This window comes from Yoonia maritima (assembly GCF_043641945.1).
Lineage (GTDB): Bacteria > Pseudomonadota > Alphaproteobacteria > Rhodobacterales > Rhodobacteraceae > Yoonia > Yoonia maritima_B.
In genome coordinates this window covers 300177-317481 of sequence record NZ_JBHZRX010000004.1, presented here as the reverse complement: position 1 = coordinate 317481, position 17305 = coordinate 300177, and the positions used below count along the sequence as shown (strand labels likewise).

The 17305-nt window shown below is 53.6% G+C and carries 12 protein-coding genes and 1 pseudogene; 10 read left to right on the top strand and 3 right to left on the bottom strand.

The window, feature by feature from the left end; translation table 11 throughout:
• Positions 1-56 precede the first annotated feature (56 nt).
• Entirely contained in the window at positions 57-596 is a 540-nt protein-coding gene (locus tag ACHUEV_RS11120) for a hypothetical protein (RefSeq protein ID WP_394179822.1), read from the top strand.
• Positions 597-639: 43 nt separating this feature from the next.
• Positions 640-2028, top strand: a complete 1389-nt coding sequence (locus tag ACHUEV_RS11115; RefSeq protein ID WP_394179820.1) for a pyridoxal phosphate-dependent decarboxylase family protein — start codon at positions 640-642, stop codon at positions 2026-2028.
• A gap of 4 nt (positions 2029-2032) precedes the next feature.
• Here the strand turns inward: ACHUEV_RS11115 and ACHUEV_RS11110 are convergent, their stop codons facing one another.
• A complete protein-coding gene (locus tag ACHUEV_RS11110; RefSeq protein ID WP_394179818.1) occupies positions 2033-2464 on the bottom strand; it encodes a DUF1489 family protein in 432 nt (143 codons plus the stop codon).
• Positions 2465-2612: 148 nt separating this feature from the next.
• Here ACHUEV_RS11110 and ACHUEV_RS11105 point away from each other — a divergent pair, with 148 nt between their 5' ends.
• The 8 genes and pseudogenes from ACHUEV_RS11105 (at position 2613) to ACHUEV_RS11070 (ending at position 13823) form a co-directional block, all read left to right on the top strand.
• Entirely contained in the window at positions 2613-4895 is a 2283-nt protein-coding gene (locus ACHUEV_RS11105; protein WP_394179816.1) for an adenosylcobalamin-dependent ribonucleoside-diphosphate reductase, read from the top strand.
• A 467-nt stretch (positions 4896-5362) separates the two neighbouring features.
• A complete protein-coding gene (locus ACHUEV_RS11100) occupies positions 5363-5569 on the top strand; it encodes a hypothetical protein (protein WP_106358773.1) in 207 nt (68 codons plus the stop codon).
• A 185-nt stretch (positions 5570-5754) separates the two neighbouring features.
• Complete coding sequence (locus ACHUEV_RS11095) at positions 5755-9174, top strand: AAA domain-containing protein (RefSeq protein WP_394179814.1); 3420 nt, start codon at positions 5755-5757, stop codon at positions 9172-9174.
• 241 nt (positions 9175-9415) lie between these two features.
• Positions 9416-9499 (top strand): annotated as a pseudogene (locus tag ACHUEV_RS11090) (integrase); the annotation flags it as partial.
• 483 nt (positions 9500-9982) lie between these two features.
• Entirely contained in the window at positions 9983-11710 is a 1728-nt protein-coding gene (locus ACHUEV_RS11085; protein WP_394179812.1) for a hypothetical protein, read from the top strand.
• 376 nt (positions 11711-12086) lie between these two features.
• A complete protein-coding gene (locus ACHUEV_RS11080) occupies positions 12087-12743 on the top strand; it encodes a hypothetical protein (RefSeq protein ID WP_394179810.1) in 657 nt (218 codons plus the stop codon).
• A gap of 103 nt (positions 12744-12846) precedes the next feature.
• Positions 12847-13038, top strand: a complete 192-nt coding sequence (locus ACHUEV_RS11075; RefSeq protein ID WP_394179808.1) for a hypothetical protein — start codon at positions 12847-12849, stop codon at positions 13036-13038.
• Entirely contained in the window at positions 13035-13823 is a 789-nt protein-coding gene (locus tag ACHUEV_RS11070; protein WP_394179806.1) for a metallophosphoesterase, read from the top strand. The genes ACHUEV_RS11075 and ACHUEV_RS11070 overlap by 4 nt, the downstream gene beginning before the upstream one ends.
• A 482-nt stretch (positions 13824-14305) precedes the next feature.
• Here ACHUEV_RS11070 and ACHUEV_RS11065 read toward each other — a convergent pair whose 3' ends face one another.
• Positions 14306-16084, bottom strand: coding sequence for an IlvD/Edd family dehydratase (locus ACHUEV_RS11065; RefSeq protein ID WP_394179804.1), 1779 nt, complete (start codon positions 16082-16084; stop codon positions 14306-14308).
• 45 nt (positions 16085-16129) lie between these two features.
• Positions 16130-17290: a fumarylacetoacetate hydrolase family protein gene (locus ACHUEV_RS11060; protein WP_394179802.1), complete on the bottom strand. Its 1161-nt coding sequence runs from the start codon at positions 17288-17290 to the stop codon at positions 16130-16132.
• Positions 17291-17305 lie beyond the last annotated feature (15 nt).

Below are 17305 nucleotides of genomic sequence, written 5' to 3'. Positions count from 1 at the left end.
TTTGGTCAGGATGTAGTGCTAGATCACTGGCACCAGGTATTTTTTCAGGACTAGTTATGAGATTTGTTTTCGCGATTTGGGCCCTGGTTCCAGGGGCCGCACAGGCTGATTTTGATTACTGGGATTATAGTGACTGGCGCGTCACGGTTGAAACATTCGACACTGGCGAAGACCTTCGCGTGAACTGCACCGCTTCGACGGGTGGCGATGGTGTGCCGTCGCTTCGGATCGATGTATCAAATGGCGATGCCTTACCGCCACACAACTATCCGGTACCCACTTTGCATGAATTTGCCCCTCGTGGATACGATACGGTCATGCAGGATGGTCAACGCGTTCTGTTTGAATTCGATCCGGGCAATCTGACCGAAGGTTATGTGACGGCTGGCTTCGACAACCACGGCATCAAACAAGCATCTGCCCGCGCAGGTGAAGGCGATAGCCTTTGGTTGCTGCAAACGATGCGTCAAGCCGATCAGCTCTGGATCACGCTGGATGGCGAAGTCGTCTATGGCGCGTCGCTCGCTGGCTTTACCGCCGCTTACGGCAAGATCGCAGAGCAATGCGGGTTTTCGACGGCTGGGGTGATCAACTAACCAAAGGGTTGTTCCCGCCTGTGCGGCATGGCTAAGTGCTGCCATGACACATGATGAATTGGTAGAATGGTCGCGTCGCGCGGCAGAATGGGCGCTTGATTATCACAACGGATTGCGTGATCGGCCTGTAAGGGCGCAAGTTGCTTATGGGGATACGGCGGCAAAGCTGCCAGCTGTCGCCCCTGATGCGCCTGAACCAATGGAACAGATTTTTGCGGATTTCGAGGCGACTGTGCCCGATGCAATCACGCATTGGCAGCACCCAAGGTTCTTTGCCTATTTCCCTGCGAATGCATCACCTGCATCAATGTTGGCCGAACAGCTAACCAGTGCTATCGCGGCACAGGCGATGTTGTGGCAGACATCACCTGCCGCGACCGAGATCGAACAAGTCATGGTTGGCTGGTTGCGTGCGGCTTTGGGGCTTTCGGATCATTTCACAGGGACGATCCATGACAGCGCGACCACTGCAACATTATCGGCGGTCCTTACCATGCGTGATCGGGCGACAGGATGGCGTTCGGTCGATGAGGGGTTGTTTGGTGGACCGCGCTTGCGGATATACGCTTCGGCGCAGACGCATTCGTCGGTAGATAAGGCTGTGCGCGTTGCAGGCATGGGACAGGCCAATCTGGTGAAGGTGCCGACGCGTGCCGATTATGGCATGGACCCTGATGCGCTTGATGCTGCGATCAGCGCAGACATTGCATCGGGGCATAAACCTGCCGGGGTCGTTTTGTGCACTGGCGGTACGTCGATTGGGGCATGTGATCCGATTGCTGAATGCCTTACTATCGCAAAACAGCACGATCTTTACACCCATGTGGATGCGGCTTGGGCCGGATCGGCGATAATCTGTCCAGAGTTTCGCGATCTATGGGCGGGCGTTGATGGCGCTGATAGCGTTGTGTTCAATCCTCACAAATGGCTGGGTGTGCAGTTTGATTGTGCGGTTCAGTTTCTTGCAGATCCAGCGCCACAGATTAGGTCACTTGGGTTGCGGCCAGAGTACCTGCAGACCTTGGGGCAGGATGAAATAGTGAATTTCAACGAATGGACCGTACCATTAGGGCGGCGGTTTCGTGCGTTGAAGGTGTGGTTCGTGTTGCGGGCCTATGGGCTGGATGGGCTGCGTCAGCGCATTAGAAATCATGTAGCTTGGGCAGGGGAACTGGCCGAAGCAATCAAGCAAATCGAAGGGTGTGAAATTGTGACTGGGCCAGTTTTGTCACTGTTCACGTTTCGATTTGGTGATGACGCTAAGACCGAAGCATTGCTTGAACGCATAAACGACGATGGTCGCGTTTATCTGACGCAAACACGTCACGAAGGGCGGTTTGTGATCCGAGTGCAAGTAGGGCAGTTCGACTGTACCCACGACGATGTGATGACAGTTGCAGAAGTGGTGTCACAAATTTCTAGAAATTTGTGAAGGCCTAACGCACACCAATATCGGCGAGTGCTTTGGATAGTTCGGGGGGCAATGCTTCTTCGGCTTGTTGCCCGGCAGTTAGGTCCTCTGGGGCATCGTCAGCGGGCAGATAGCGCCAGCCCTGAAACGCGCGGCGCGGGGTTGCAGCAACGCGGATTAAGCCGGGTTTACTGACGATAGCGCAACGGCGGATACCGTCTTCGCCAATGACTTCATCGAGGCGGATAATAGGCTGGCGGCATTGGATCACGCCTTTGATCACCCAATAGATTGACCCACCGTTAAGTATTTCGGCCTCGCGCTTGGGCCACATGCGGGTTATGTGCCGGGGGTACCCATCATCAGTCTGCGCGTGACGCGTATCCTGCCATGCAGCTAATCCCGCGACATCATCAGTGCCAACAGACAGCTTTACTATATTTACGCATTTTGTCACATTTGACCCCTAGATGTGGTATCATCATCCCGATATAGACCGGTTCTCACGATTCTGAAAGTAGGGCCGCTGCCCTTGCTTTCAATCATTCACCGCTTATGCTTTGCAGCCTCGCTGCAGCCCATCAGAATCAAACAAGGATCATCCCATGACCGCTTTTGCCGCCCCGATTGCCGAACAAATCTGGGATATGAAGTACCGCTTCAAGCAGGCAGATGGAACGCCAATCGATCAAACGGTCGAAGATACATGGCGCCGTATCGCTAAATCTTTGGCTGTGGTCGAAAAAGACCCGGCGGTTTGGGAGGAAAAATTCTATGGCGCGTTGTCAGATTTCAAATATCTGCCCGCTGGCCGGATCACTGCAGGTGCAGGTACAGCGCGTTCTGTGACGCTGTTCAACTGTTTTGTCATGGGCACTGTTCCTGACAACATGGGTGGCATCTTTGACATGCTAAAAGAAGCCGCGCTGACCATGCAGCAGGGCGGGGGGATCGGTTACGATTTTAGCACCATTCGCCCCAAAGGCGCATCGGTAATGGGCGTCGCTGCGGATGCCTCTGGCCCGCTGTCGTTTATGGACGTCTGGGATGCGATGTGCCGCACGATCATGTCAGCAGGTTCGCGTCGTGGTGCGATGATGGCGACCATGCGTTGCGATCACCCTGATGTCGAAGACTTCATCACGGCAAAATCAGACGCAGCCCGTCTGCGCATGTTCAACATGTCCGTACTGATTACTGATCCCTTCATGGACGCGGTTAAGGCGGACGGACCTTGGGATTTGGTGTTCAACGGCAAGACATATCGCACCGTTCAAGCCCGCGAATTGTGGGATGCGATCATGCAGTCGACCTATGATTATGCCGAACCCGGCGTGATTTTTATCGACCGCATCAATCAGATGAACAACCTGAACTACTGCGAAACCATTGCCGCGACGAACCCATGTGGTGAGCAACCTTTGCCACCTTACGGCGCGTGTTTGCTCGGTTCGATCAACATGGCCCGCCTTGTCAGTAATCCGTTTGAAGCCGGTGCTGCGCTTGACGCTGATGCGATGACTGATCTGGTCGCGACCGCCGTGCGCATGATGGATAACGTTGTTGATACATCGCGCTTTCCGCTTGAGGCACAAGCACAAGAGGCCGCGGCCAAGCGCCGTATCGGGCTGGGGGTCACTGGTTTGGCCGATGCATTGCTGATGGTTGGCCTGCGCTATGGATCAGAAGAGGCGGCGCGTCAGACGGACGAATGGATGCACGCGATTGCCCGCGCCGCATATCTGGCGTCGGTGGATTTGGCGAAGGAAAAGGGTGCGTTCCCGCTGTTCGACGCTGACAAGTTTCTGGCAAGCGGCGCAATGCAGGACATGGATGATGATGTTTGCGAAGCAATCCGTCAAAATGGCATACGAAATGCGCTGCTCACCTCGATCGCGCCAACTGGTACCATCAGCCTTTATGCAGGCAACGTATCATCCGGCATCGAGCCCGTGTTTGCCTATGCCTATACCCGTAAGGTTCTGCAAAAAGATGGGTCGCGAACTGAGGAAGAGGTCGTCGATTACGCCGTTCAACTGTGGCGTGACCTAAAAGGCGACGCGCCTTTGCCAGACTATTTTGTTAACGCGCAGACGCTTGCGCCGCTTGACCATGTACGCATGCAGGCCGCAGCGCAAAAATGGATCGACAGCTCGATCTCGAAAACGATCAACTGCCCCGAAGACATTAGTTTTGACGATTTCAAAGAGGTCTACATGGCTGCTTGGGATCAGGGCTGTAAAGGTTGCACGACCTATCGCCCGAACGATGTAACAGGGTCCGTTCTGTCCGTGTCATCCGAAGCATCGCCGTCCGAGGTTCCAGAGCAAGTACGTGAAGGCGACGAAGGATCTGAGATCATCTATATGTCAGAGCCTCTGGACCGCCCGAATGAGCTAGAAGGCGCGACGTACAAGCTGAAATGGCCGGATTCAGAGCACGCGATCTACATCACGATCAACGATTTGGTCATCGCTGGTCATCGCCGTCCGTTTGAAGTGTTTATTAACTCCAAAAACATGGAGCATTTCGCGTGGACAGTGGCCCTAACCCGGATGATCAGTGCAGTATTCCGCCGCGGCGGTGATGTGTCATTCGTTGTTGAAGAATTGAAAGCGGTCTTTGATCCGCGCGGAGGTGCATGGATGCAGGGCAAATATGTACCCTCAATCCTCGCAGCGATCGGCGGCGTAATCGAAAAGCACATGATCGCAACTGGCTTTCTAGCTGGCGAAGGCATGGGGCTAAAAAGCGACCCTCAAGCTGACGTAGTGTCTTTGAATAGCAAACCACGTGGAAAATCCTGCGGATCCTGCGGTTCTTATGACTTACGTATGGTCGAGGGCTGTATGACCTGCGGATCGTGCGGATATTCAAAGTGCGGGTAGGGTAGGCATACCTTACTCTTCTGGAATGACAGGTAATGTGAAACTTATTGACGTCGAGTTGCCAGTTTTTGAGATCTAATATGCAACTTTTGCGCTCAAACATTTTTGGGACGTAAACTTTGCCACCGTATGGGACACCAGTATTTGCACATTTGCTGGAATAGCATCTGGCGACTACGGGGTTGGCAGATATGGCATGTGTAAGATCGATCACAGCTAGCGTGATAGTGTTAGCGCGTTCAAGCGGCCCAGCCCGGACCATCGCGAGGTTGGTCCTCGCTGCGGCGCAGCTTAAGACTCTCCGCATCGTGGCATACGTCGTTTCAATCGATTATGGCAACGTTGCTTCCGGCCCAAAGCCAGAAAGCTTGAGAAAGGATCGGCGCACTAATTGAAGCACCTTGTCCGTTCTAATTTACGCGTAGAACCGTCTCAAAGAAGACCGCGACATCACTTGGAGAGAAGCGATGACTAACAGCGACGATCTGGTTGAAGCGATTGAGGTTATGGCGCGAGCTGTCGGTGCCCACGCGATTTGCAAATATAAATTTGATCGGTTGCGGATCGAGTTTCCAAAACTGCCCGATAATGATCAACAAGCGAAGGCTCTTTACGTGATTGCTGATCTAGTCGAGGAGGCCGCTGAAAACCTTCAAGGGCAAGAAGATTTGTGAACTGTCTGTTCCTTCCAAATGTTGCAGTCGATGTTTCCGCCGCGCCAAGGCGAACTTGGGAAATGTTCCAACTGAAAATATACGCGTCTCATCGCGTTGCCGATCGCATTGGCATGTGTTTGTATTGATGAATTAAATTGCGCAGAGCCATCACCTGGTTCTAGCGAAAACAGTGATTGAGCATTATGAAGCAAGAATTGCAAAAGACCCTGAAATATTGGCGAGCGTCTCTTGCTGATGGCGCATTGGGGCAGGGTCGCTTCAAGCAGCGTGATCGGAAGAACTTTATTGAACTGTCCAAAGACACCCTGGGCAATGGTATTTTGCCAAGGAATCAGGTCAAAAAAGTCTTTGAGGGAGAGAAACCTGATACCAAGCTGATGTCGGTCCGACTTTGGCCGATGGTCACCGCCCGCATGAAGTCCCATGGTGCGACGCTATCAAATGGTTTTCCCGAACTCGTTGCTCCTGTCGTTACCGAGGCGTCAGTTGATCGAGATGGAAATATTCGACCATCACGAAATGTGCTTGCGCGGGACCTACTTACGCCGTTGCCGAATGATGAGTTTTCGCTAGGCAGCATTGAGGATTTCGATACGTTCTTGTCGGCTACACCATTCTCGCCGGACGAAAACTCTCCGATCTGGTCACAATATCTGAGCCACTGCCGCGAAATGCTTGATGCCGCGTCACCAGGGTGGCCAGCAAACGACGACAACTACGTCTCTGCAGGTGTCGGATTCATTGAGGTAGCAGGAGATGCAGCTGCCACCATCGCGCAGGTCATCAAATTATATGATAGTCTCATCGAAGATAAACCAAAGACACCGCTCTTAGGGCAATTGGCGGTTCCGTCGTCAGCGCAAAAAGAACTTTCTACACAGACCGAGGCGAACTTCGCCAATCGCCTTGGCCATGCCAACGATGCGTTTCCTCTGGCGGACCATCAACGTCAAGTTCTCTCGTATCTTTCAACCGGCAAAGATGGAGATGTCCTTGCTGTTAACGGTCCACCGGGAACGGGCAAGACGACGATGCTCTTGTCCGCTATCGCTGATGCCTGGGTCCGCGCGGCACTTGCAGAAGGCAAGCCACCAATCATCGTCGCAGCGTCGAGTAACAATCAGGCTGTGACAAATATCATCGATGCGTTCGGGAAGGACTTTGCTGAAGGTGTAGGACCATTTGCGGGACGGTGGCTGCCTGACATAAAAAGCTACGGTTTGTTTTTGCCGGCGCGTTCCAAAGAAGCGGAAGCTGCTTTGAAGTATCAGACAGAGCGCTTCTTTCGTGAGCTTGAAAGTCATGTCTATTATGAACGCGCCAATGAGGCGTATCTGACCTCAGGCAAAACGGCCTTTCCCGATCTTGAAAATGCAGATGTTGCAAGCATCGTTTCTCAATTGCACAAACTGATTTCCGCCGAGGTTTCCAAACTTTCCAATGCGGACAGGGCGCGTAAATGGGTTGAAAAAGCAGCGGTTAAAGTCGCTGACCTGCTGGGTAAAGACCCGGTGACCACTTCGGCCCAGCTTGAAAATGTCGCGCATGATAGCGAGGCAACGCATAAACGCCACAAATCTTGGGAGTCCTGCTGGATCAAATACCAAGCTGATGAACCCTTCTTGCTCTCTTTGTTCAGCTTTCTTCCTCCTGTTGCACGAAAAAGAGTAATGAAGGCACGTGTTGCGCTTGAAGATGCTGGCTGTACGCTCGACCTTTCCGGCAGAAGTTCGGTTGCAAGCATCGGCACCTCGCTGCGAGAGGCTCTGCGCTCGGCTAAAGACGTGGCCGTTGCCGCTCGTCATGCCTATGAAGAGGCAAAGGCTGCGATGAAGGATCTGGATCAAGCCCAGGATGATTGGGCCGGCAAAATCGAAAATCTGGGTGCGCCACCAGTGCCAGCTTCAGACGCACTGACCGTTGATCGGTTTGCAGATTGCCACACGCGCTTTCACCTCTTTCGGCTTGCCTGCCACTATTGGGAGGGACGCTGGCTGCTCGAAATGGAGGAGAACCTCGATGAGATTGCCGGAGCACACCGAAAGACCGGGTTAAAGACAGTCGAGCCACGCTGGCACCGTCGCATGATGCTGACACCCTGCGCCGTTTCTACCTTTGCAAGCCTGCCAGGCAATATGTCATATGGCCTCAAATCCGGTGGCGACTGGAAGACTGGATATTTGTACGACTTCATCGACTTACTGATTGTCGACGAAGCGGGGCAAGTCCTGCCCGAAGTGGCGGCGCCATCATTTGCATTGGCAAAGCAGGCTCTGGTTATTGGTGATACCCAACAGATTGAGCCGATATCATCCGTTTCCAGTTCAGTTGATATTGGAAATCTGCAGAACTTGGGATTTCTGAAAGACGCCTATACCGAAGCCGATCTGACCGAAGTCTCAGGCACGGGTATGCGCAGTGCTGATGGCAATGTGATGCGATTAGCGCAGCAGGCGTGCTCTTTTGAGCCGTATCCGGACCTGGAACGTGGACTATACCTGTTTGAGCATCGACGCTGCTATGACGAAATTATCAGCTTCTGTAACACGCTTTGCTACAAGGGGATGCTACAGCCCAAGCGGGGTAGCGCGACTGAAGAGCGCGTTGTCCCGGCAATGGGTTATCTACATATCGACGGTATGGCATTGAGTTATGGCGGCAGCCGCGCCAACACGACCGAAGCTGCAACGATTGCGGACTGGCTGGCAGCGAACCGCCAAGATCTTGAACAGCAATATGAAAAGAAACTGGAAGACATCGTTGGTGTTGTCACGCCGTTTGGACGCCAGGTACAAGAAATCAAAGGCGCATGTGCTGCTCTGGGTATTAGCCCGAAAATGACGGTCGGCACCGTGCACTCTTTGCAAGGTGCCGAGCGACCGATCATCATATTCTCGCCCGTTTACTCGAAACACGCTGACGGGCAATTCATCGACATGTCACCAAGCATGTTGAATGTGACCGTCTCTCGTGCAAAAGACAGCTTCCTTGTGTTTGGGGATATGGACGTTTTCTCCTCGGCCGCCAAAGGTACACCCCGCGCGGTGTTGGCCGAGGTTCTCTTCTCTCCAAATGGCTCAGCGCTGGAGTTTGCAGCTCGACCACGACCGGACCTTCAAGTTTCGGATCAATCGTTAATGACATTACGGGATGCGGCAGAGCATGACAGCTTCCTGATCGAGGCGCTGTCGTCATCAGCGCGCGAATTCACCATCGTCAGTCCTTGGGTCATTGCTTCGACAATGAAACGCGCTGGTCTGCTAGATGCGTTCCAGAAAGCGACAAATAGGGGGGCTGAGATCGACGTGTTTGTTGATCCGCTCCTTAATCAGTCACGGAATGATGATGGCACAACACAGCTCGACATCGCAAAGACTGTGCTGGCAGAAGTTGGTGTCCGCATTCACGAAGTGCGCCAGCTCCATAGCAAGATCGTCATCGTGGATGCCAATCAACTTTGTATCGGTTCATACAACTGGCTGAGTGCAGACCGAAAGGGACGTTACGCCCGCCATGAAACATCAATCGCCTACAGTGGATCGCATCTTCAGGGCGAGATCGATGTGATCAAGGGAAGCCTAGGTGGCCGTGAAAAGCGCTAGTGCGTTTCTCTCTTCTTTCATTATCTATATCAAATATCCGTTTCTGAAGCTGCACCCGTACTCGAGTTCGCTGGGATTTTGACCGACACACTCAACCTATGGGCGGTTAACATAACACCCGTTCAGCGATGTTCCCGGTTCGTTACGACTTAGCACTTCAACCAACAGCTGTCTGCGCGCGCCGATACAAAGTAGCGCGCGCAGACTGGTTGATGCCGCTTCGCCGGGCGTCTGGCCCGGCATGAAGCCCAAGCATGTCTGGGCAATCCGCGAGCGGCTCGAGTTAGCCGAGAACCATCGTGACCTTGCTCTGTTTAATATGGCTAACCCGTGCCTACCAGAATGATTACCAACGTGAAGCCCAGGGCGATAACAATGGGCTTATTTTCTGGCGAGAGTGAAAACAGCGCGTTCATCGGAAGAACTCCAGCTTGTATTTGATCCGCAGTGTGCGCAGGGCTCCAAGGATGACTGCAGCAAGAAGAACCAGCCCCTCTATCAGCGAATCAACCGAGAGAAGTCTGCTATGCGGGACGAAGCTGTCACTCGGTGCGCACTCTTAAACGGCCGCTTTTCATTCGGCGTTTGCGACGTTCCACAGTTGTTGTAGAATGTCCGATGACTTTGACCTTCACGTCATAAATTGGCCTTACAGCAAACCCATATGGTTGAAAAGTTGTGCTCGCGCCGGTTGTTATTGAATATCATTTGGCAATTGGTGCCTCTAACGAATATAGCCCCGATGTTGAACGTGGCACAGGCTGGGCATGGGCTGTTTCAAAGGATACGACAGGGTGGAATTCGCAATATGAAAAAGACAATTCTTCTGGCAATCGTAGCGGTCGTGATTGCGGCGCTTACATTGGTTTTCCGACCCACTGCCGAACAGCCGCCTGCAATAGCGCAGTATGACGACGTCAATGCGATTTACAGGCCATCACCGCCCGTTGGAGCCGAACGTATTGGCGATGATGTCGAACGATTTGGCAATGCTGTTGCGATGCACAACGACATGGTCCTTGTGGGCACATCGCAGGTCGCTGACTTCTATCTGTTCAATCACAAAACTGGTGAGCTGCTGCAGACTTTTGACGCCACAGGAGGGTGGTCCAGCGACCGCAACAGTCTTGCGCTTAACAGCAGATATGCGCTGATTGGTAGATCTTCGGCACGTAAAGGAGATGGTGTCGCTTTTCTGTTTGATATCGAAACGGGCGAACTGATCCAACGTATTGGAAACCCTAACCTTTCTGAAGACGGTCGGTTTGGCGGAAGCGTGGCGTTATCAGAAACCCGTGCATTGGTGGGACGATTTAGGGAACGCTTTTCACCGTCTTGGCAGCAAGAAGATCCATATTTATTTTTGTTCGACCTCGACAATCTGGACAATGTTTTGCGTTTGATAGTTCCCGATACCTTGGGGGTTGGCATGACGGGGGCCGAAGTCGCGCTGAATGACCGTTATGCCGTCGTTAAGCCCATCTTTAACGATACACATACTGATGGCCGGACCACGGTCGAACAAAGGTCCGAGGTTTTTGTCTACGATGCTTGCTCGGGTGCGTTGCTTCACAGGTTGCAGTCCCCATGGCTAAGCGCGCCAGGACGCAATGCTTACAAGGTGTTGGGTGACAGCAACTTTGGTTCAGCGTTGGATTTGCACGATGATCATTTATTGATTGGGTCAGGGCGATATAGCGAAGCGGATGTTACTTCCGCCTATCTTTACGATCTGAACGACGGATCGCTTCAGGCAGAGTTTTCTCCGACGACAGCAAACCCCAAAATCCAGTTTGGATCAGGTGTTGCACTGAATGAAACCCATGCCTTTTTCGCATCAGGTCTTGATCGTGTTTTTGGTGACGCCAGCAATCCTGAGATAGACGGCGTACTGACTATCTTTTCCCGAGAGACAGGCGAGGTTGTTTTTGAAGAGATGCTAAGCCCCGCCATTGATGATGATACCTCACATCTGGATCCGGTTGTCGCACTATCCCAAACGCATTTTGCTTTTGGGACCCCGATGACCATCTGGCCTGTCGGTAACGAGGGGGCGGTTTATGTCAAACCTTTGCCGGGCATTAAGTCGCCTACCGTTTCAGGCGAGCCCCGTCAGCATGATCCAGATTGCCAGGTGACTTTCGATCTTGTTGCTGAAAGTGCAGAACGGATTTCTGAGCTTGCACGCGACAGAAACGCCGTGACTGCCGCAGAAGAGACCGAGCGTCAGGAAGAGTACTATCGTGTACGCGCGGCTGCCGAGACAACAGCCCGCCAGATATTTGCGAAAATTCCAGATCATGATTCCGAGACAATTCGCGTCATCGGTGCCGCATTTCGGTTCCATACTTTCGATGGTGAGATTGTCTTCGCTCAGATACAAAGCTCCGACATCCATCCGCTGCGCAAGGCAAGTATTTTGACAAGCCTCGAAGACGGGCGGGAAGGCACAGTTGAACACCTTCAAGGATTTCTGAGTGGTCTGCGAAATGAGATATTTTGCGGAAGTCCGGTAAGCGAACTTTGTTATCGTTGATTGGCAGAGGAGCCCGGTTCTGCGCCAATGTCGCGCAATCCCCGGATCTTCGTGTGTCTGACGTCAGCGCCTATCGACCGCTACCTCCACAGACAGGAAAGCAGCCATTCAAACAACTTGCTGCATCGGTCGAATTGGGCTCTTTCGAGACATTCGCTGCGACTGTCGTTTGGTTCAGTTTGGCACTCCAATGACTGGTACGCGGGACAAAATTGGCTTTCGCTGCGGCTGCGCCAATGTCCACTCTTGAATCTTACAGGTAAGGTATTGATAAATATCTTCGCAAACGCCTTGATCAATCAGAGAGTTGCGTAACAGCCCTGCTATCGGCACCGACGAGGCGACGCTAGCTGCCTTGGATAATTAGGAACGAAAAATGCGATTATTTGGCGGCATTAAAGATACATTTAAAAAAAGTGAGGCGGCGGTTATCGTTCAAAACCTCTTGGAGATGCAGCAAAAAAGTGGACTTTTTGACAACGACCCCGCATCGTCTGCAACGAGTTTAGTTGATGCCGTATGGACGAAGAATCCTCACCTGTTCGATGGACGGTTCGGACAGAGACCACACAAAATTTCACTAGCTGCTTCAGCATTTTCAAACGCAATAGACGTTCTTGAGGTTGGGAATCCAAACAGTAACTGCTTTGCGATGTGCCTTGGTAACATCCTCAACGAGGTGTCCGTAAACGGTAAGCTATATCCGTTGAACAATCTGGATATGGATTTGCTCGACACCGCCGCTAAAACTTTCACCCGAATTTCCGAAGAGTTCGCCGCGTCTCCGCTAGGTCAGGAGATCGACAACTTGATGAACCAAAACGAGGACGGCTGGGACGAATGGTTTGATCGATACAAAGTTGCTGCAGGGAAACAAAATCCAGTACTAGCACCTGATGAAAATGGCCTTTCGTTGATCGACATAATGGATGATGAGCCAACCAAGCGAGCCTTTCGTGATGGCGTAAACCCAGAAAATCTGGGGAAGATGTTTGCAGAACAGTTCGACATTACAAAAATGGGTTTTGAATGATGCAGGGGCACAATTTCCCGAAAGCCGACATTCGCCATCTCGCAGAAACCGGGCACTCTGGGCTCGAAGCCGACTTTCGCCGCACCTGCATCCAGATCGGGACATGAAAGACAAAGTCGATGGCTGTTTCGCGGGACAAAGCGCCATTTCGCTGCATTCGCGCCAATGTCCGGTTGTCCTTGGTATCGCGCGCATGAAGCGGTGTGGTATTGAACCAATAGAAATGACACATTTCTGCGTTGGTACGATCTACGAGCGTAAACTGGTTGCAGCCGAACTGGGCATTGATCTTTGAAACTACTGATACTCTCTGACCTACACGATGATTTCTGGGCTGAGGCCAATCGTAACCCATTTGAGGGCGTTGAGGAACAGATTGGCGGGCTCGACCACCTTCTAATAGCGGGCGATCTGAGCAATAAGCCAAAGGTGCGATGGCAGTTCGCATTTGAGAAACTATCCAGGTTGTTACCATTGGATCGCGTATCGCTCTTTCCTGGAAATCACGATTTTTATGATTTTCGTTTGGATGGTGAAGATCGGCTCGCGCTGATTGCCGAGTCCTTTGGTGTTAACTATGTGCAGAAAAAGCAAATCACGCTGAGGTCGACGCGTTTGCTCTGCGCGACGCTTTGGACGGATTTGGCGCTTGGGAATGGGTGGGCTGCGAATGAAGCTCAAATTTCTACGAAGATGAATGACTACCGCTACATTCGTGTTGCAGCGAAAGGCTACCGACGGATCACACCTGCTGATATGCTCGCGAGACATCACGACCACCTGAGCTGGCTCGACCAAAAGCTTGGCGAGACGTTTGACGGCCAAACCTATGTTGTGACACACCACGCTCCGCATCCCTCTGTTCTGACATGCGGTGGCGGACGTGTTGCTGCTGCCTATGCTAGTGATCTGAGCGCGCTTCTGGAAAAGCACAATCCAGCGCGCTGGTATTTCGGCCATAGCCATGACGCCCAGAATGCGAAGGTTGGGAATACGCAGTTGATCAATGTGTCACTGGGCTATCCGGAGGAAGTGGCAGATCCGGCAGCGCGTATCCGGGATCTGATTTTTGAGATATGAACAGGGGGCGTTCAGCCTAAGGGCTGTTAACAAACAACTGTTCAGAGATGTTCCCAGTTCGTTACGACTTAGCACTTCAACCAACAGCGGTCTGCGCGCGCCGATACAGATTAGCGCGCGCAGACTGGTTGATGCCGCTTCGCCGGGCGTCTGGCCCGGCATGAAGCCCAAGCATGTCTGGGCAGTCCGCGTGCGGCTCGAGTTAGCTGAGAACCATCGTGACCTTGCACTGTTCAATATGGGTAGTCGAGGAGGCTGCTGAAAACCCTCAAGGGTAAGAAGACGTGTCATTTGGTTAAGATTTATTGAGATTTAGGGGCACCTCAAGTTGGCGCGAGCGGGTGGATGCGACTCTCACCAGGATGCCCGAGATCAGGGCGCTATTGGCAGGCTGGGGTGCAATCTCGCGGCGCCGTGGCAACCCCATATCCCGGTGGTCTGTATCTGGCACTCGAACGCGTAGAGGGAAAGTCGTCGCCCGCTTAGTGGTTGTGTTTGGGCAACTTTGCCGATGTGTTGCGCATGGCCGGCGCATCGCGCAGGACCATACCCTCGCTCAGCTGCGTCGTATTCTCCATGAAGAGCTTTTCCCAAGGGGTATGCGGCGCAATGCTCTTCGGGCCTGCTTTGGCCGCTCGCTCTGCCAATTCTTCTTTACTGAGATCGAGATCACACCTCCCGCGATCCAGGTCAACGGTCAGCCGGTCCCCATCGCGCAAAAGTGCGAGACCACCACCAAGGGCTGCCTCAGGTGAAACATGCAGGATGGACGGGCTGTCTGATGTGCCGGACTGCCGTCCGTCTCCGATGGATGGGAGGCTCTCAATCCCGGCAGCGATCAACTGGTCCGGCGGCTGCATATTAACCACTTCGGCAGAGCCAGGCCACCCAAGTGGACCGGTGTTGCGCATTGCAAGGATACAAGTCTCGTCGATATTAAGTGCGGGATCGTTGATCCGCGCGTGATAGTCCTCCGCCCCATCAAAAACGACTACTCGTGCAGTAAAGCAGTTGGGCCGTTCCGGATCGCTGAGAAAGCGCGTCCGAAAGCTGTTTGAAATCACGCTCGCTTTCATAATGGCGAAATCAAAGAAATTGCCCTGCATCACGATGAAGCCTGCGCTTTTGCTGAGCGGGTTATCACATGATCGGATAACTTCCTCGTTCAACGAACCATGCCCTGCGAGATTGTCAGCAAGTGACGTACCTGTGACCGTCAGGCAGTCAGTTTCCAGCAGTCCGGCCTTGGCCAGTTCCGCCATGACAGCAGGCACCCCGCCTGCGCGGTGAAAGTCTTCTGAAAGATAAGCACCAGCAGGCTGCACATTGGCCAGAAGCGGGATGCGCAAACCATGATCCTGCCATGCAGATGTGGGCAGGTCGTGACCCGCATGTGCTGCAATCGCCGTCAGGTGCGGCTGTGCATTGGTAGAACCGCCCAGGGCCGAGACAATACGGATTGCGTTGCGCAAGGCCGCTGGCGTAATAATGTCGAGCGGGCGAATGTCGCGGGTGACCAGATCGACCGCTGCTTTCCCGCTTTGATACGCCATCTGACCGCGTTCGCGATATGGTGCTGGTATGGCGGCAGCACCGGTCAGTGCCATCCCAAGCGCTTCGGCAACTGCGTTCATCGTGCTGGCCGTGCCCATAGTATTACAATGCCCGGCAGACGGTGCTGATCGCGCCGCGCGATCCAGAAAAGTGCGTTCGTCAATCTCGCCTGCTGCCATGGCGCGCCGCGCGCGCCAGATGACCGTGCCAGAGCCCACACGCTCTTCCCCGGACCAACCGTTCAGCATCGGTCCTCCATTCAGCACGATCGCGGGGATGTTGACTGTTAAAGCCGCCATCAACGCAGAGGGCGTGGTCTTGTCGCATCCCGTCGTGAGTACAACCCCGTCAATTGGATAGCCATTCAGGATTTCGACCAATCCTAGATAGGCAAGATTGCGATCCAACGCTGCCGTTGGCCGCCGGCAGTTCTCAAAAATCGGATGTGTGGGAAAGGACAACGCAATCCCGCCTGCGTCGCGGATGCCGTCACGAATTCGCTTTTCCAGCTCAAGGTGAATGCGGTTGCACGGCGACAGGTCGCTGCCCGATTGGGCGATCGCGATGATCGGCCGGCCGGCCCGCAGTTCTTCCGGAGTAAGCCCGTAATTCATGAAGCGCTCCAGATAGAGCGCCGTCATGTCGAGGCGTTCGGCGTTTGCGAACCAATCCTGCGATCGCAGGCGTTTAGGCGGGCTATCTGACATGGGCCGTCCGGTAAGCATGTGGCTGCGCGTCTGAGGTCTGAGCGATCAAAGCAGTTTCCTTCCGGCAAGATTGGTCATCAAGGCACGGTGGCCGAAAACCCACGGATCGCAAGACGTCGACAGGTCGACCGGATTTATCAGCGTCCCAAGGCCGGGGCAAGAGACACTGACGACATCACCGATGTGATGGGTAAAGCCCTGCCCTTCACCATCGCGATCTTTTGTCGGTGCGAACAAACTGCCGAGATACAGCATGAAACCATCAGGATACTGATGGTGACGCCCGATGGTCTGATCGACAATGCTTTGCGGCGGGCGACTTATCTGCGACATTGGGCAAGTTTCCCGCAGCGCAAATCCATCCCTGCCGCCGATCTCGAGTGTCACAACCGCCGTTTCCACGTCTGCCATAGAAAAGCTGTCGTCAAAAATGCGGATGAATGGTCCGATGGCGGCAGAAGCATTGTTGTCCTTTGCCTTGCCCAGAAGCAGGGCAGAGCGCCCCTCCACATCGCGCAGGTTCACGTCGTTCCCCAAACAGGCACCCTTCACCTCGCCTCTAGAGGAGACGGCGAGGACGATTTCGGGTTCGGGGTTGTTCCAGTTCGACATTGGGTGTAGCCCGACCCGCGCACCCCAGCCGACAGCGGACATCGGTTGCGCTTTTGTGAAGACTTCCGCATCGGGGCCGATGCCAACTTCTAGATACTGCGACCAAAGCCCTTGCGCGATCAGCATCTTCTTTACGTCAGCCGCTTTTTCTGAACCCGCCACCAGATCACTGAGTGATCCTCCGATGATGGCTGCAACCTCGGCTCTGATCGCCTCGGCATGGTTCAGATCGCCTGCGGCGCGCTCTTCGATCACCCGTTCGATCATGGAGCGCGCAAAGGTCACGCCCGCAGCTTTGATTGCCTGCAGATCACAGGGCGCCAGTAGATGCAGGGCCTCTGTCCGGCCCTCCTGCTTGCGCGACCCAGCTTCCAATTCAGTCAAGTCTCCGATCGGTTCTCCAGTTAACGATGCTAGTGTGGCTGGCAGATTGTCAGTGTCCAATAGGGCCGAGACCGTCGGGAACTGCGCACTGGTGATATCCAGTACAGCGCCGACTTTGACCATTACCACGGATGGGCCAATTCCAGGACGCCAGACACGACCGATATAGGTGCCCGCCGGATCAAGATTGATGGTTGCTGTGTCTTGCACGCTCACGCTTTCCTT

Excerpts from the sequence above, each read along its gene's own strand:
- ACHUEV_RS11105 (WP_394179816.1), top strand. The coding sequence starts at position 2,613 with ATGACCGCTTTTGCCGCCCCGATTGCCGAACAAATCTGGGATATGAAG.
- ACHUEV_RS11100 (WP_106358773.1), top strand. The coding sequence starts at position 5,363 with ATGACTAACAGCGACGATCTGGTTGAAGCGATTGAGGTTATGGCGCGA.
- ACHUEV_RS11120 (WP_394179822.1), top strand. The coding sequence starts at position 57 with ATGAGATTTGTTTTCGCGATTTGGGCCCTGGTTCCAGGGGCCGCACAG.
- ACHUEV_RS11075 (WP_394179808.1), top strand. The coding sequence starts at position 12,847 with ATGAAAGACAAAGTCGATGGCTGTTTCGCGGGACAAAGCGCCATTTCG.
- ACHUEV_RS11085 (WP_394179812.1), top strand. The coding sequence starts at position 9,983 with ATGAAAAAGACAATTCTTCTGGCAATCGTAGCGGTCGTGATTGCGGCG.
- ACHUEV_RS11065 (WP_394179804.1), bottom strand. The coding sequence starts at position 16,084 with ATGTCAGATAGCCCGCCTAAACGCCTGCGATCGCAGGATTGGTTCGCA.
- ACHUEV_RS11080 (WP_394179810.1), top strand. The coding sequence starts at position 12,087 with ATGCGATTATTTGGCGGCATTAAAGATACATTTAAAAAAAGTGAGGCG.
- ACHUEV_RS11115 (WP_394179820.1), top strand. The coding sequence starts at position 640 with ATGACACATGATGAATTGGTAGAATGGTCGCGTCGCGCGGCAGAATGG.
- ACHUEV_RS11095 (WP_394179814.1), top strand. The coding sequence starts at position 5,755 with ATGAAGCAAGAATTGCAAAAGACCCTGAAATATTGGCGAGCGTCTCTT.